The sequence below is a fragment of the Pseudomonas sp. KBW05 genome, from assembly GCF_003852405.1.
Taxonomy (GTDB): Bacteria; Pseudomonadota; Gammaproteobacteria; order Pseudomonadales; family Pseudomonadaceae; genus Aquipseudomonas.
On the sequence record NZ_QAJM01000007.1, the window covers coordinates 1 to 16,456 of the forward strand.

General features: G+C 60.9%; 13 protein-coding genes. 4 read left to right on the forward strand and 9 right to left on the reverse strand.

Going from position 1 to position 16,456, the window contains the following annotated elements; all coding sequences use genetic code 11:
- Both DBR46_RS05785 and DBR46_RS05790 read left to right on the forward strand, forming a co-directional pair.
- A partial coding sequence (locus DBR46_RS05785) for a type I secretion C-terminal target domain-containing protein (protein WP_124525379.1) occupies positions 1–3,997 on the forward strand: 3,997 nt, incomplete at its 5' end.
- Between the two features lie 124 nt (positions 3,998–4,121).
- Positions 4,122–4,460: a hypothetical protein gene (locus DBR46_RS05790; protein WP_017738335.1), complete on the forward strand. Its 339-nt coding sequence runs from the start codon at positions 4,122–4,124 to the stop codon at positions 4,458–4,460.
- 56 nt (positions 4,461–4,516) lie between these two features.
- On the opposite strand, the gene lapD is transcribed toward DBR46_RS05790, so the two are convergent.
- Positions 4,517–6,463, reverse strand: coding sequence for a cyclic di-GMP receptor LapD (gene lapD / locus DBR46_RS05795; protein ID WP_124525380.1), 1,947 nt, complete (start codon positions 6,461–6,463; stop codon positions 4,517–4,519).
- Between the two features lie 11 nt (positions 6,464–6,474).
- Positions 6,475–7,167 (reverse strand): cysteine protease LapG, encoded by a 693-nt coding sequence (gene lapG / locus DBR46_RS05800; RefSeq protein ID WP_124525381.1) that lies wholly within the window; start codon positions 7,165–7,167, stop codon positions 6,475–6,477.
- 291 nt (positions 7,168–7,458) lie between these two features.
- Here lapG and bcsQ point away from each other — a divergent pair, with 291 nt between their 5' ends.
- On the forward strand, positions 7,459–8,418 hold the full coding sequence (bcsQ, locus tag DBR46_RS05805; RefSeq protein WP_124525382.1) for a cellulose biosynthesis protein BcsQ: 960 nt from the start codon (positions 7,459–7,461) through the stop codon (positions 8,416–8,418).
- Between the two features lie 332 nt (positions 8,419–8,750).
- On the opposite strand, the gene DBR46_RS05810 is transcribed toward bcsQ, so the two are convergent.
- From DBR46_RS05810 to DBR46_RS05830, 5 genes are all read right to left on the reverse strand, one after another.
- Positions 8,751–9,938: a methyltransferase gene (locus DBR46_RS05810; RefSeq protein ID WP_124525383.1), complete on the reverse strand. Its 1,188-nt coding sequence runs from the start codon at positions 9,936–9,938 to the stop codon at positions 8,751–8,753.
- The gene (locus DBR46_RS05815; protein WP_025999969.1) at positions 9,919–10,608 is read right to left on the reverse strand and encodes an ABC transporter permease; all 690 of its coding nucleotides are present in this window, start codon (positions 10,606–10,608) and stop codon (positions 9,919–9,921) included. The genes DBR46_RS05810 and DBR46_RS05815 overlap by 20 nt, the downstream gene beginning before the upstream one ends.
- A gap of 38 nt (positions 10,609–10,646) precedes the next feature.
- Positions 10,647–11,342 (reverse strand): ABC transporter permease, encoded by a 696-nt coding sequence (locus DBR46_RS05820; protein ID WP_124525384.1) that lies wholly within the window; start codon positions 11,340–11,342, stop codon positions 10,647–10,649.
- A gap of 72 nt (positions 11,343–11,414) precedes the next feature.
- Entirely contained in the window at positions 11,415–12,167 is a 753-nt protein-coding gene (locus DBR46_RS05825; RefSeq protein ID WP_017738341.1) for an ABC transporter substrate-binding protein, read from the reverse strand.
- A 13-nt stretch (positions 12,168–12,180) separates the two neighbouring features.
- Entirely contained in the window at positions 12,181–12,954 is a 774-nt protein-coding gene (locus tag DBR46_RS05830) for an ABC transporter ATP-binding protein (RefSeq protein ID WP_017738342.1), read from the reverse strand.
- 553 nt (positions 12,955–13,507) lie between these two features.
- Here DBR46_RS05830 and gabP point away from each other — a divergent pair.
- Complete coding sequence (gabP, locus tag DBR46_RS05835) at positions 13,508–14,899, forward strand: GABA permease (RefSeq protein WP_124525385.1); 1,392 nt, start codon at positions 13,508–13,510, stop codon at positions 14,897–14,899.
- Positions 14,900–15,019: 120 nt separating this feature from the next.
- Here gabP and DBR46_RS05840 read toward each other — a convergent pair whose 3' ends face one another.
- Positions 15,020–15,433: a hypothetical protein gene (locus DBR46_RS05840; RefSeq protein ID WP_124525386.1), complete on the reverse strand. Its 414-nt coding sequence runs from the start codon at positions 15,431–15,433 to the stop codon at positions 15,020–15,022.
- A gap of 19 nt (positions 15,434–15,452) precedes the next feature.
- Positions 15,453–16,418 carry an alpha/beta fold hydrolase gene (locus tag DBR46_RS05845; protein WP_124525387.1) on the reverse strand — a complete coding sequence of 322 codons (966 nt, stop codon included), beginning with the start codon at positions 16,416–16,418 and terminating at the stop codon, positions 15,453–15,455.
- Between the last annotated feature and the right edge of the window lie 38 nt (positions 16,419–16,456).

Consider the following 16,456-nt stretch of genomic DNA (forward strand, 5'->3'; position numbering starts at 1 on the left):
TACTGTCGCCGGTACCTTCGTTGCGAAAGACGAAGAAACTCCACGTGCCGGCCTGACCATCACCTTCACGGGCAACAGCAACGCGGCTGGCTACTACAGCATCTCCGGCAACAACGTAGTGCTGACCAAAGCAGGTGCTGACTTCGTCAACGCGGGCAACCAGCTGCCGAAGATCGACCTGACTGTCGCTGACCCAGAAGGCCTGAGCTCCAGCAACAACGCTCAGCCAGTGGTCAACCTGCACAACGACGTGCCAGTGATCACCATCACGCCGACCACCATTGTCGAAGACACTGCCAAGGTCGGTACCGTGGCCGGTACCTTCGTCGCGAAAGACGAAGAAACCCCACGCGATGGCCTGACCATCAGCTTCACGCCGGGCACCAACACGCAGGGCTACTACAGCATCTCCGGCAACAACGTTGTGCTGACCAAGGCAGGCGCGGACTTCGTCAACGCGGGCAACCAGCTGCCGAAGATCGACCTGACCGTCACCGACCCAGAAGGCCTGAACTCGCATAACGTTGCGCAGCCGACGGTGACCTTGGTCGACGACACCCCAACCGCCACCAACGGCTCCATCCAGAGCAACGAAGACACCCCGATCGAACTGACCTGGGCCACCTTCGGCGTCAAGGATGAGGACTCGGCGAACCCGAAAGTGGTGTTCACCGCGCTGCCTGCCGGTTCCATCGAGTACAACGTCAACGGCGTGTGGGTCAAACTCACCACGGCAGATCTGGCCAGCGCCACTTCGGCCGGCAAGGCCTTCAGCCAGGCGGACTTCGATAACCACAACGTGCGTTACAGCCCGGCGGAGAACGAATCCGGCGACAGCAGCTTCGGCGGCACCGGCGTGGGCAACAAGCAAGGTCACTACACCGAGCTGAAGTTCCAGGCCACCGACGGCAACACCAACAGCGAGACCAAAACCATCACCGTGGATATCCATCCGCTGGCGGATGCTGGGGTTGTGACGGTGACTCAGGCCGGCGCTGCGGCGCAGGGCCTGGTCATCCAGACCTGGACGGGTGGCAACTTGCCGACCGCGTTGGGCACCAACGGTAACGGCGTGGTCAAATCCGACGACCTGATCAAGGTCATCGACGCCAAAACCGCCGCCAGCGCTGTGTCCACCGGTGTGATCCACACCGTGGCCAACGACAATGTGACGGCCACCACCGCGACCAAGGTCTCGGGCCTGATCTACCTGGAAGCGGGCAAGAGCTACACCTTCACCGGGACTGCCGACGACAGCCTGGCAATCACCGTGGGCGGGAAGCTGGTTGCGACCGAAACCTGGAGCAGCGGCAGCGCGATTACCGGTTCGGCCTACACGCCGACCGAGTCGGGCTACTACACCCTCGACATCTACCACTACAACCAGGCTGGCGCAGGCAACTACAACGTCAATGTGTCGATCAACAACGCCCCGTCGGTGTCATTGGGCAGCAGCGGCATCCAGACCTACACCAGCATCGAGGCGTTGAAAGCCGCCGGTGCGGTGCTGGGCGACAGCCATGTGGTCAATGGCGAGGGTTACTACACCGGGTACGTCTACAACAGCGGCCTGGAAGACACTGTCATCAAGGTCAGCCCGATTACCGCCACGTTTGCCGATAACGACGGTTCGGAATTGCACAAGGTGGAAATCAGCGGCCTGCCGAAAGGCACCGTGATCACCGACGGCACCACTGGCCACACCTACACCTCGACCGGCACGGGCACGCTCTACGATGTCAGCACCTGGAACCTGAAAACCCTGACGGTCACACCGGTCAAGGATTCCACCGGTACCTTCGATCTGACCGTGAAGGCAACCTCCACCGAGCAGAGCACCGGTGAAACCGTGACGTCGAGCGGCAAGGTGAGCATCGTGATCACCCCGGTCAACGACGCACCCGTGCTGGACTTGAGCACTGCGGACGGCGCTCTCGCCACCGGCTACAGCACCTCGTACACCGAGCGTTCCGACGCTGGCGTGGCGATCACCGCCAGCGTAGGCATCGCCGACGTCGACAGCACGCAGATGCAAAGTGCGACCATCACCCTGAAAAACGCCAGCTCGGGCGATCAGCTCAGCTCCAGCCTGATTGCGGTGGGTGGTACTTACAAAGGCGTGACCTTGACCAGCGTCGGCACCGACGTCAGCGGCAAGATCGTGCTGACGCTCTCGGGCGCAGCGGATTCGGCCACTTACAAGGCGCTGCTGGAGTCGTTCCAGTACTCCAGCACCAGCAAGTACCCGACCACCGGTGATCGTCTCATCGACATCTCCGTGAAGGACAGCGCCGGTTCCGACAGCCTGAGTTCGTCGGTCGCCACCAGCACCATCACGGTCAAGCCGCAGGTTTACACCTTGAACCAGGAAGGCGGCGCGGGTGTCGATACCATCGACCTGGGTTCCAGCTCGGCGAACAACATTGTGGTCGGCGACAAAGGCGGTATCACCACGCCAGGTACCAACTACAACATTGCGTTCCTCGTCGACACCTCGGGCAGTATCGGTTCGAGCGCCATGAAGTCGATCAAAGACCAGCTCTCGAGCATCTTCGATACCTTGATTGCCAATGCCGCCACTAAAGATTCGGGCGTTGTGAAAGTGCTGCTGGTGGACTTCGACACCCGCGTCCAGTCTGAAGTCTCGGTCAACCTGGCCGACAAGACCGCCGCCAAGGCTGCCTTGCAGGCCGTGTTGAACCAGATGGTGTCCAATTCCAGCGACATGACCAACTACCAGGACGCGTTCAAAGCGGCCTCGGATTGGTTCAAGAGCAGCGACGCCACCAGCAACGCCGGTGCGAAAAACCTCACGTACTTCATCACCGACGGTTCGCCGAACGTGTACACCGACGTGCAGGGCAACCCGAACCTGAACAGCGGCCGGGGCTCGTCCGTTTACTTCGACAACGTCGTGAACAACTCCAATTACGTCCTGGGCCAGAGCGATTCGGTCTACGCCGTGATCAATGGCAGCTGGCGGGTGGTTGTCGATGGCAGCGGCAAGGTCTACTCCTACGACAGCCGTGGCTACTCGACCTATGAAGGCATGGTTGTGGCCAACAGCAATGGCGGCTTCGACGTTGCTGCGGTCTACCAGAGCTCCAATACCGCACTGGCAAACGCCAAGACGGCCTACAGCGACCTGGTCAACTCGGTGCCCGACAAAGTCGTGGTCGAGGCCATCGGCTTGGGTTCGAACATCGATAGCACCGTGCTCAAGCAGTTCGATACCGACAAGGTGGTTTCCACCATCGACACCGCGAAGCTGGCAGACGCCATCACCGGCCACACCGCCGATGCTGGCGCGGACAACGTGTCCGGTGGTTCGGGCAACGACATCCTGTTCGGTGACCTGATCAGCTACAAAGGTCAGGAAGGCAATGCGGCACTCAAGGCCTTTGCTGCCGAGAAGCTGTCCATTGCGGTTGATCAGCTGGACGATCGCACCTTGCACCAGTACATCACCGAGCACGTGCAGGACGTCGGGGCCTTGGCCAACGCGTCGAACATCTACGGTACCAACGATGGCGCCGACACCCTGCTGGGTGGCGCAGGCAACGACATCCTGTTCGGCCAGGGCGGCAACGACACCCTCAATGGCGGTGCCGGCAACGACATCCTGGTGGGCGGCAAGGGCAATGACGTGCTGACCGGCGGCGCAGGTGCCGATACCTTCGTCTGGCTCAAAGGCGATACCAACACCAGCGGTGGCTTTGATCGCATCACGGACTTCAAGCACAGCGAAGGCGACAAGCTGGACCTGTCTGACTTGCTGCAAGGCAATACCGACAGCAACTTGGATAAGTATCTGAAGCTGACCACCGACTCGACGGGCAACTCGACACTGAGCGTGAGCAGCAGCGGTTCGTTCACCACCAGTGGCGGTACGGCCGATGTGACGATCAAGGTCGATGGCGCGAACTGGGGCAACGGCAGCAGCGCGATCAACAACCTGATCGCCGGTGGCGACCTGACCGTCAAGCACCACGACTGATCACCACCGGGGCGGCAATCTTTCGGGATTGGCGCCCCAGTGGCATCGGCTTCGGGAAAATGTGTGTAATCTCTGTGGGCGTCGTGCGCGGCGCCTGCAGGGATTTTTTATTGGGAGAACGCTGATGTTCTACGTGCAACGCGATCAAAACAACGCTTTGGTACGCGTCGAGGCGCAGGCCTACGCGGAAGCCACCGAGACGCTACCGGCTGACCATCATGAGATCCAGGCGTGGTTTGCCGGCGATGAGATCGAAGACAGCCTCAAGCAGCTCAAGAACAGTGACCTTGAGATGATTCGAGTGCTGGACGACTTGATTCAGGTGCTGACATCCAAAGGCGTGATCCGCATCACCGACTTGCCGCCGGCAGCACAGGCCAAGTTTCTGGAGCGAACCCAGGCCCGGGCGGCGCTGGGCGGCTTGAGTGAACTGATCAATGACGATGAAACCGGCCTGATCTGAACACGCCACACCTCCTTCACGGCATCAGCGTCAAGGAGGCATGAGGGTTCGACGTTTTACTTCCAGGGCGCCGGTTCACCGACCAGTTGGCCTTGCACCCCTTCTATGCCCATCTCGCGGATTACCCGCAACTCACCCTCGGTTTCCACGCGCTCGGCAATCAACGGCAGATCAATGCTGTGGGCGGCCCGCTGGATGGCTTCGATAAAGATGCGCTTGTGGCTTTCCTGGTCAATGGCGCGGATGTAGCTGCCGTCGATCTTGAGGTAGGCCAGGCCCAGGTTCGCCAAGTTGCCGATCATGCTGAAACGCCCACCGAAACGTTGCAGGCCAAGGCTGTAGCCGAGGCTGCGCATGCGCCGCAGCATCACCTCAAGCTGGGTTTGCTCGGGCACTTGCTCTTCGCCGATTTCCAGGGTCAGGCGCGGCCCCAGCGCCGGGTGCTGGGCCAGTCGCTCGAAGATCTGCTCCATGGCCTGAGGGTCGTTCAACGTGGCGGCGGAGAGGTTCAGCGCCACTGACTGGTTGTGCTGGGCCAATTGCTTGATGAGCAGATCAAGCATCACTTGGTCGAGGCGCGCGGTCCAGCCGAAGCGTTCCAGCCACGGCAGGAAGTGACCCGCCGCGATGGTCTGGTCCTCGTTGTCGAGCAGGCGCGACAACACCTTGTAATGCAGCACGCGCTGGGTGTCGCTGCTGCTCACCACCGGCTGGAAGAACAGGCGGAAACGCCCCTGTTTCAGGGCGTTGTCGAGCAGGGTATGCCAGCTGTGCGGGTCATCGCTGACGGTGCCAGCGGTGTGGTGTTCCAGGCACACCCAGCTCTGGCCGCTGCTGGCTTCTGCCTGGGTCAGGGCCTGGTCGGCCAGTTTCAACAGGTCGGCCGAGGCGTCGCCGGGGTTGTAGGGCGCCAGGCCGATGTAGGCCACGGTGGGCATGTCGGTGGCGCCGGTTTCGTGCAGGCTTTGCAGGGTGGTTTCCAGTTCCTGGGCCAGTTGCAGCGCTTCGTCACGCACCAGGCCTGGCGCGAGCACTGCGAACTCACCGCCGCGGCTGCGGGTGATCAGGTTGTGGGTTTCCGGGTATTTGGCGCAGGTGCGCACCAGTTGCTGGCTGACGGCTTGCAGCAATTGGTCGGTGCGTTGCCCGCCGAGGCGCTGGTTGAGGCCGCCGAGGTCGTTGACGCGCAGCATCAGCAGGTAGCCGGAGCTGGGCTCTTCCAGGTTGCTGACGCGGGAGCTGAGCTGCATCTCGAAATAGCGCCGGTTGGCCAGGCCGGTCAGGCTGTCCTGGTAGGACTCCACACGCAGCTTCTCGCTGCGTTCGGTCTGCTCGTGGAACAGCGCCTTGAGCTTTTCCACCATCTGGTTCATGGCCTGCACCACGCGACGCAATTCCGGGGTGCGCGGCAGGTCGGGCAGGCTGAGGAATTCACGACGGGCAATCGCATGGGATTGCTCGACCATATAGTCCAGCGGCTTGAGCTGGCGGCGCAGCAACAAGGCCCCGAGGATGGCACTCGCCGCACCGCACAGCAGCAGCCAGCCGAGGCTGCCCAAAGCGCTCTGCCATAGTTTGGCCAGGGCGAACATCGGGTGGCTGACCACCTCCACGCGCGCCGCCTGCTGCCAGCCACGGCTGACGATGGCATCGCCGCCGGCCGGCGCAAGGCCGATCATCTTCACGAACCAGGCCGGCACGCCGTTGGCGTCGGGCTCGGCGGAGCGCTCAACCAACACCTGGTCATTGCTCAGGTCGATCACGCGGATGCTGGCGTAGTAGCCACTGTCAAAGATCGAGCTGACCATCAGCTCGGTCATCGCCGGGTCATCGATGTTCGGCGTCAGCGACAGCGCCAGTGCGGTGGCCGCGTCCTGGGCGTGGGAGCGCAGCTGGTTGACGTACTGGCTACGCGAGCTTTCCAGGCTGACCACGAAGCTACCGCTGAAGGCGACCACGAGAAACACACAGATAGCGATCAGCAATTGTTTGAACAGTGACATCGTAGCTCCTGTTAATTATCCGAACTGGCCGGAAACCCTTCGGCGGTCATTTTCTTCAAGACATCCTGCCAGCGCGACAGGCGCTTGGTGTCACCGACTTTCTTGTTGCCCGCAGCCCCGGTCAGCCACAGCCCTTCACCATTGAACGCGTAGACCGGCAGCAGGTCGGTGCGCTGGCTGGCGGGCAGGATCGGGTCCATCAGGCTGTCCAGGACCAACGGCATGGCTTCGGGGCTGGCGTAGTAGGTCAGCACCATGTGCGCACGGTTCTGGCGCAAGGCCTTGACGTAGGTAATGCGCAGCTTGTCGGCCGGAATGCCGAGGTTACGCAGGCTGAAGTATTTGGCGATGGCGTAGTCTTCGCAGTCACCGGCGCCTTTCCACAGGGATTGAATGGGGGTCGCCCAGTAATCAATCTCGTGCCACAGGTCGATATCTTCTTCGTACTTCATCTGCCGGTTGAAGAACAGGTTGACCACTTTGAGTTGCTCAAGCTCGCTGATTTGCTTTTGCGTCGACAGCAATTGTTGCCAGGCATCGATGCGTTGGCGGCCGGCTCCGAGCGGGCCATAGAGCGCCTCGGCACGGCGGCTGATCTGGTTGAAATCCCAATCGGCATGCAACTCGCCCAGCAGCCCGCCACCCAGCATCAGCGTGATGGCAAAACCGAACAGAATCCGGGGGATTTTAAAGCGTATCGCCACAGCTATACCCGAGCTTGCAGCCTGGAAGGTGCGGCAATGGTGCGGTGATAGCGGGCAAAAAACAATGGCACGGTGGAATCACGGGGCCATAAATAACGGGATTTAATCGTCATTAAATTGGCTATTTTCCGCTCGTCCGAAAGAACGCTGAGAATAACATCAAAATAATGACACTCCCTGATCTCTGTCACAAAATGGCCCAACGAAAGCGCCTACAAAAAGACTGCGGTAAGCCCCTTGTTTCTTGCCGACCTCCCACGTCTTTAAAAGCGCCGTGAAGGAGCTCCGGCCATGAGCCGCACTGATGATCTGTTTGCCCTGTTCGGCAAGGGCGTGTCCCGCGACCCTGAAGGGCGCAACGCTCGACTGCACTTTTTCGGCACCATCCCCTTCGATGATGGCACTCGCGTGAATGCGAAGGACGGTTCGCGCTTCAGCGCCAACACGCCTTATGCCTACGAACATTCCCTGCCTTTTGATGCGAACGCGCCGCACCCGACCGTGATGGCTGTGGTCTCCGTCAATGGTGGCGTTGGCCGCAGTACCCTGGTCACGGCCCTGAGCAGCGGCTTGCAGCGCCTGGGCGAGTCGGTGGTGGCATTGGACCTCGACCCGCAGAACGCCTTGCGCCAGCACTTTGGTGTGGGCCATGAGCTACCGGGCATCGGCCGTACCAGCCTGATCAATGGGCAATGGCAGAGCGTCTTGCAAACCGGGTTTGCCGGTTGCCAGGTGATGCCCTTTGGCGACACCGATGTACAGCAGCAGGAAAACCTCCAGCGCTGGCTCACACGTGAGCCGACGTGGCTGGCGCAGCGCCTGTCGGTGCTGGGCTTGAGCGAGCTCCAGACGGTGATCATCGATACCCCCGCAGGTAACAATGCGTACCTGCACCAAGCGTTGAACGTCGCCGACATTGTGCTGGTGGTGGTGCAGCCCGACGCCGCCTGCCTTGGCACGCTGGACCAGATGGAGGCCTTGTTGGCGCCCTACCGTGAGCGCCATCACCCGCCGCGTTGTCACTTCGTGATCAACCAGTTGGATGAACATTCGGCGTTCAGCCTGGACATGGTCGAAGCATTCAAGCTGCGCCTGGGCGAACAGCTGCTGGATGTCGTGCACCGCGACCTGTCCTTCAGCGAAGCCCTGGCCTTTGGTTCGGACCCGCTGGATAACGTGGGCCAGAGCCTCGCCAGCGACGATATCAACGAGCTTTGCCGTGCTCTGACCCGGCCAAAAAACGCACCCTGAGCCGAACTACAAAGCCTAGAACCTAACCTGTGGCGAGGGAGCAAGCTCCCTCGCCACAGTTACAGTGTTCGTCCTTGACTGGCGCCTTGAGCGGTCGCGTTATAGGCAGGATGCTAGATGCTTATGCACAATTGGTTGGTTGCTGCCGGGATTAAACAGCGATTTTGTGGATCTGTTCTCAACACGTCGCAACTACCTGTTTTGCGTGTGTTTTATTTTATGAACAAAAAATGATCAGCCTGGCTTTTGGCCTGTAACGCAGACGGCTACAGGCGCTGTAAAAAATTCATCAACAGAGTTATCCACAGGCTTGGGTGCGACAATTTTGCCCTTTAATCGCGCTCGGCGAGCACCATCAAGTTGCGCGGCGTCAACGTAGCGTCGCAGAAACTGCCCACCTCAATCCTGTAGCCGTTTTCGTGCAGGAACAGTGCCCGATCCAGCACCAGCCATAGCTCCAGCGGGCGCCGAAACAGACCACGCACCAATTCCAGGTTCCTGACCTCGGCCAGCCGCCGCCAACCGTGCGCCTCCAACGCCAGCCAATCCTGCCCGCCTGTGGATAACCCTTTGAGTGCCGCCAATTCCCGGCAGTAGTCGGCGAAGGGCTTATCCAGCCAGGCGCTGGGCAGTGATGGGGTGGGCAAGTAGTCGTCGCAGCCGCGCAGTTGCCGTTGCAGGTGATCGAAGCCCAGGCGCCGCGCCATGGAGATGTCGCGCTGGCGGCGCACGCGGGCGCCGGCAGTGACGGTTTCGCTGAGGGGCAGGCCAAGGTCATCGATCGACAACTGCAATGCCGACGCCTGGCCTGCGCTGGACAGGGCTTGATAACGCTCTGCGCCGATGCGGTTGTAGCAGCAGGGCGCCAGGGCCAGTTGTTTGCAGCCGGCGCTGCTGGCCAGTTGCAGCAAGCGCACGTGCAGGTCGCCGCAGGCGTGCAGGGCAACGGGCGTGTGCTCGGCGCTGAGCGCGACGTCGGCCATCACATCTTGCAGGCGGTGGGTCACGGGCAGGCCGTGGTGTTCGCTCAAGGCCTGGCCGGCGGCGATCAGTGCGGGGTCATATTCCAGGCAGGTCAGGTGTTGCCCGCTTTGCAGCAAGCGGCGGCCGAGGTGACCCTTGCCGGCGCACCAATCCAGCCAGTGCTTGGGTGTTTGCGCAAATCGCAGCGCCGCGCCGAAGGCTTCGATCTGTTGCCATTTGCGCCCGGGCACATCGACATTCAGGCGATGGCGAGCCGGTTCAAGGGGCATCGTCGGTAACTTATCCACAGCTCCGAGCGCCAACGCCTGGCTGGCCAGTTGTGGAAAAGGTGCGGGGGCGGGCAGGTCATGGGGATGGTTGTGGGCGGTTTCGGCGTCGGCCAACGAGCGTTGGCGCAGCCACTGGGAGAGCGCGGGGTGTTCGGCTTCCCAGGGCAGTTGCCGGTGAGTGAAGGGCCGTGGTCGCCACAGCCCTTGGTGTTCGATCAGGAAGGTATCCAGCGCTTTAAAGCGCGCTTCAACGTCCCTGGCACGCATCGACGCGCAGCCAGCGTTCCAGCAGCTTGAAGCCGCGCACCAGGATGTAGGCCATCAACAGGTAGAACAGCCCGGCGGCGAAGAAGATTTCCACCGGCAAGTAGGTGCGGGCAATGATGGTGCGGGCCATGCCGGTCAGCTCCAGCAAGGTCACGGTACTGGCCAGGGCGCTGGCCTTGAGCATCAGGATCACTTCGTTGCTGTACGCCGGCAGGCCGATGCGCGAGGCGCGTGGCAGGATGATGTAGAACAGCGTCTTCGGCTTGGACATGCCCAGGGCACGCGCGGCTTCGATCTCACCGGGCGGGATGGCCTGGATCGCGCCGCGCAGGATCTCGGCGATATAGGCGGCGGTGTGCAGGGTCATGGTAGCGGTGGCACACCAGAACGGATCACGCAGGTACGGCCACATGAAACTCTCCCGCACCGCATCGAACTGCGCAAGGCCGTAGTAGACCAGGAACAACTGCACCAGCAGCGGCGTACCACGGAAGAAGAAGATATAGGCGTAGGGCAGGGCACTCACGTACCAGCGCCGCGAGGAACGGGCGATACCCAGCGGAATCGCCAGCAGCAGGCCGGCGATCACGGCGATGGCCACCAGCTCCAGGGTCAGGATCGCGCCCTGGGCCAGCTTGGGCAGCCACTTGATGATCACGGCCCAGTTCAGGCCCAGATCGAAATGCGCCAGCCAGCTGTAGTCGCCGCTCATTGGGTGCTCCTTGCAAAGCCGCGGGCGGCGCGTTTTTCCAGGAAGTGCATGGCGGTCATCGCCAGGACAGTGAGGCCCAGGTACATGAAGGCCGCGACCATGAAGAAGGTGAAGGGCTGCTTGGTCACGGTTACGCCGATCTGCGCGTGGCGCATGATTTCTTCCAGGCCGATCACCGACACCAGCGCGGTGTCCTTCATCAGGATCATGAACAGGTTGCCCAGGCCCGGCAGGGCGATACGCCACATCTGCGGCATGATCAGGCGGGTGAAGATGCGAAACTTCGACAGGCCCAGTGCTACACCGGCTTCGCGGTGGCCCTTGGGAATGGCGAGGATCGCGCCACGGAACACTTCGGTGGCGTAGGCGCCAAAGCACAGGCCCAGGGCGATCACCCCGGCGGCAAAGGCGCTGAGGGACAGGTCGGGGTTGCCGAAGAACTCGCCCAGGGCACGCATCAGGTTGACCGTGCCGAAATAAATCAACAGTACCCACAGCAGTTCGGGAATGCCGCGAACGAGGGTCGAGTAAGTGCCGCCAAGCCATTGCAGCGGCTTGTACGGGGACGTCTTGGCCAGGGCGCCGGCCAGGCCGAGCACCAGCCCCAGGCACAGGGCCGTGAGCGCCAGTTTGACGGTCATCAGCGCGCCAGCGGCAAGCGCCGGGCCGAATCCGTAGAGATCGAAATTCATGGTGTTTTCATATCGCAAGGCATTGCTAAAAGCCGACGCGCTCAGCTGAGCGCGCCGGGCATACCGTTCAGATCATTCGATGCTGAAAGGGAAGTACTTGTCGTTGATCTTCTTGTAGGTGCCGTCTGCCTTGATCTCTGCCAGGGCTTTGTTCAGGCGCTCGCGCAGCGGGTCGCCCTTGCGAACGGCGATACCGATCTTGTCGCTTTCCACCACCGGGTCGCCCTTGAACTCGTAGGCGGAACCGTCTTTGCTCTTGAGCCATTCGTACTGCACGTACTTGTCGGCGAGCATGCCGTCGAGGCGCCCGGACGTCAGGTCGAGGTAGGCGTTTTCCTGGGTGTCGTAGAGCTTGGCGGTGGTGTCCGGCAACTCGTCTTCCAGGTACGTACCGGCCAGGGTCGCGCGTTGTGCACCGATGATCTTGCCCTTCAGGTAACCGGCGTCGGTCTTGAAGTCTTTGGTGGCTTTGGGTGCGATGAACTGCAGCTTGTTGGAGTAGTACGGGTCGGTGAAGTCGACGGCCTGCTTGCGTTCATCGGTGATGGACAGCGAGGACACCAGGAAGTCGAACTTCTTGGCGTTCAGGGCCGGGATGATGCCGTCCCAATCGGACACGTACACTTCGCACTTCTCGACTTTCATCTTGGCGCACAGGGCGTCGCCGATGTCCTTGTCGAAGCCCACGACATTGCCGCTGGCGTCTTTATTGTTGAAGGGCGGGTAGGCCGCTTCGATCCCCATTTTCAAGGTTTCTGCCATGGCCGTGGCGCTGAATGCCATCGAGACGGCGGCAGCCAGAAGGAATTTTTTATAGTTCTGCATGCATGTTGCTCCGTTAGCGGTTGCTGGACATGAATTGTTTGCAGCGCGCCGAAAGCGGGTTTTCAAACACCTGCTGTGGCGATCCTTGCTCTTCGACCAGGCCCTGGTGCAGGAACACCACTTCACTGGACACCTGACGGGCGAAGCCCATTTCATGAGTGACCAGCAGCATGGTGCGGCCTTCTTCGGCCAGTGCGCGGATCACATTAAGTACTTCCTGAACCATTTCCGGGTCAAGGGCCGATGTGGGCTCGTCGAACAGGATGACTTTAGGCTGCATCGCCAGGGTGCGCGCGATGGCGGCCCGTTGTTGTTGGCCACCGGACAATTGCGCGGGGTAGGCGTGGCGCTTGTCGCTGATGCCGACCTTGGCCAGCAGGGCTTCGGCCACCTCGATGGCTTCGGCCTTGCTCTGGCCGAGCACACGGCGAGGCGCCTCGATGATGTTGTCGAGGATGCTCATGTGCGGCCACAGGTTAAAGTTTTGAAACACAAAACCGATTTCGCTGCGCAGGCGGTTGATCTGCTTGCCGTCGGCGGCCATCAGCTCGCCGTTTTTCGCAGCCTTGAGCTTGAGCTCTTCGCCGGCGACCAGGATCTGGCCCTGGTGCGGGTTTTCCAGCAGGTTGATGCAGCGTAGGAACGTGGACTTGCCGGAACCGGAGGAACCCAGGATCGAGATCACATCGCCGTCGCGAGCGGTCAGCGAGATACCTTTGAGTACCTCCAGCTCACCATAGCGTTTATGCAAGTTGCGGATTTCAAGCGCGGGCGTGGCCTCGGCCATGTGCGGTCCTCATTGTGTTCGTTGCGTGCTTGCTGTTGGGCCGCCTTCCTGGCGAGGCGCCAAGCTAGCATAGCGTTTAGATGACAGCCAACAGCACTGCGGACGGTTAACAGGTGGTCTGCGGCAGGGTGTCGCATCGGCACAGTAGCGTGTCGCGCCATCTACAACCGAACAGACGTTTGAACCCGTAAACCGGCAGGCTTCGCGTAAAAAAGGGCGCGATGGTGCCAGCTTTGGCCGGGGGTTGGAAGGGTCAATGGGGCAAACGGTGCATATCAGCCCCGTTATGGCGCGTCACGTACTTTTTGTGTGTGTTTTTGGTGCGTGCTTTGGTTTAAAAGTGAGTCGCACGGTAACGCTATAGCGGAATTTCATTGTTCTCAATGAGTTGCGATGGCTGTTGAATTGTCCTACAGGCCGCGTCAATTGCGGACTTGTAACATTTTGGCGCAAATATTGCGTAAAAAATAAAGAACGCCCCGTTGGTTTCTTTTCACGAGAAAGAGCGCAGGCCGGGCGGACCGTTTTCGCAATTCCTCGCAAAGGTGTGTCAATGAGTAGTACGCAAAGCTCCAATGACCTCGAACAGGGGCTCAAACCGCGTCACGTCACCATGCTGTCGATTGCCGGCGTTATTGGCGCCGGTTTGTTTGTTGGCTCCGGCCACGCGATTGCTGCCGCCGGCCCTGCTGTGCTGCTGGCCTACGCCGCCGCCGGTACGCTGGTGGTATTGGTGATGCGTATGCTGGCCGAAATGGCCGTGGCGTCACCGGACACCGGTTCGTTCTCGACATACGCCGACCGCGCCATCGGTCACTGGGCCGGTTTCACCATCGGCTGGTTGTACTGGTGGTTCTGGGTCTTGGTGATCCCGCTGGAAGCCAACGCCGCCGCGACCATCCTGCACGCCTGGTTCCCGGATATCGCCATTTGGGCGTTTACGCTGGTGATCACCTTGCTGCTGACCGCGACCAACCTGTTCAGTGTGAAGAACTACGGCGAGTTCGAGTTCTGGTTTGCGCTGATCAAAGTCGTGGCCATCGTGGGCTTTGTGATCCTCGGCCTGGCCGCGATCTTCGGCTTCCTGCCGACCAGCCAGGTCAGCGGCGTTTCGCACCTGTTCGACACCCAAGGCTTCATGCCGAACGGCATGGGCGCGGTATTGGCCGCGATCCTTACCACCATGTTCTCCTTCATGGGCACCGAGATCGTCACCATCGCCGCCGCTGAATCGAAGAACCCTGGCCAGCAAATCACCAAGGCCACCAACTCGGTGATCTGGCGGATTGGTTTGTTCTACCTGCTGTCGATCTTCATTGTGGTGTCCTTGGTGCCATGGAACGATCCGACTCTGGCGGCCGTAGGTTCCTACCAGACCGTGCTGGAACGCATGGGCATCCCGAACGCCAAGATGATCGTTGATATTGTGGTCTTGGTTGCCGTGACCAGCTGCCTGAACTCGGCGCTGTACACCGCATCGCGCATGCTGTTCTCCCTGGGTCGTCGCGGTGACGCACCGGCTGTGGCCAAGCGTACCAACAAGAGCGGCACGCCTTACTGGGCGGTGATGCTGTCCACCGGCGCGGCGTTCCTCGCGGTGTTCGCCAACTATGTGGCTCCGGCTGCCGTGTTTGAATTCCTGCTGGCCAGCTCCGGCGCGATCGCGCTGCTGGTGTACCTGGTGATCGCGGTGTCGCAACTGCGTATGCGTCAGAAGCGTACGGCGGCGGGTGAGAAGATTGTCTTCAAGATGTGGCTGTTCCCGGGCCTGACCTACGCGGTGATGGTGTTCATCGTCGGTACGTTGACCATCATGCTGTTCCAGGAAGCGCATCGGGTCGAGATTATTGCGACTGGGGTGTTGAGCTTGCTGGTGGTGGCGGCGGGGTTGATGGTGTCCAGTCGTCGCAAGGCGCAGAGAGCGGGCGCCGCAGTACTTAGCTGACGGAATGCGTTAAAAAAATGTGGGAGCGGGCTTGCTCGCGAATACGGAGTGTCAGTCACTGAATCAGTTGGCTGATACACCGCATTCGCGAGCAAGCCCGCTCCCACATTTGGTTCTGTGTCAGTCTGCTGAGCTAGTCAGGGCCTGGGACGCTGCCAAGTAATCCGCCTGGAACTCTGGCGATTCAATCCACGCCAGCGCAACCGCTTCATCATCACTGTCCGTGGCCCACTGCCGATACTCGATCAGCGCCGCCAGGATAAAGTCGGTGGCTTCCTCTTCGCCTTCCTGCTCCAGCACCAGCGCCAGCAATGGGTGCGACAGGAACGCTGCGCACAATGCCTGCTGGCTGATCTCGCCCGCGGCGCGCATCTCGACGAACAGCTCGGTCAGATCCACTGACTCAAGGTCAATGCGACTGTCATCGCCGGCAAAGGCGTCCGGTTTGCTCGCGACGGCGCGCTGGGTGCGGTTTTGCTTGGCCTTGGTCTTTGCCCGTTGGGCGCGTTTTTGCTGCTTGTTTGGCGAGGCCATGGGTGTGACGTCCTAGGGTTCAGAGTGGGGTATTGAAGCGCAGCTTGGCGCAAATCCCAAGGGTATCTGTCGGTAATTGGCCGTTTCGCAGCCACGCCAATGCTATCGGCCACAATCGGTCCTGATACTCGCTGCGGAAAAAGGCGAAATGCCCGACCTGTTTCTCGCCGATGTCCTCAGGCGCAATCCGCAGATGGCTACGCTCGCTGTTGACGAAGTAGCCGAGTAGCCGCTCGATGGCTGACACGGTGCCGAATGGGTCATCGGTGAGGCTGATGGCCAGGAGTTGCGCCGTCACTCGGCTGAATGGCAGCTCACCCAGGTCTCGTCCGCTGGGCCGCGTTTCATAGTGGGGCGTCGGAGTGCTCCAGTCCCGCACCACGCCTGCTGGCGTGTCTTCCAGCCAGCCCAGGCGCTTGCCGGGGAAGTATCCGCAGAGGGCCGTTAGCAATGGCATCAGCACATGCCATTTGGCAACCATCTGCCAGCGCCCACGTGCTGCGTAGTCGCGCCAATAGGCAAACTGTGCACCGACGGTAACGATGCGCCGGATCACCGTGCCCGACGCGCCAAGGCCAGCCGCGCAGCCGCCGAAGCTGTGGCCCACCACGTCGATGGGTTGCCCGGGAAACTCCCGTTGGGCGCGCCGCAGGATCGCCTCGAAGTCCAGCGTGCCCCAATCCGACCAGGAAGCCTTGAAGCCGCGTAGCGAGCCACTGCGGGACTCGCCGATGCCACGGTAGTCGTAGGTGATGACGTCAAGGCCGTTGGCAAACAGGTAATCAGCGAAGCGCGAGTAATAGCGGCAACGCAGGGAGGTGGCGGCGTTGATGATGACGATGGGGCGGTCGAAGTCGGTACGCAGGTGGCGCCAGGTGAAGCCGCCGAGGAGGTGGTTGTCGGCGGTGGGTTCTTTGAATGGGGTGCTTTGACTTGGCGTGCGTGTCACGTCGGGCATTCGCGAAGAGGCGTCATTCAAATTCATTGAGGCTCTGCCTTTAATCGTTTTTATTTTTTTAGTAA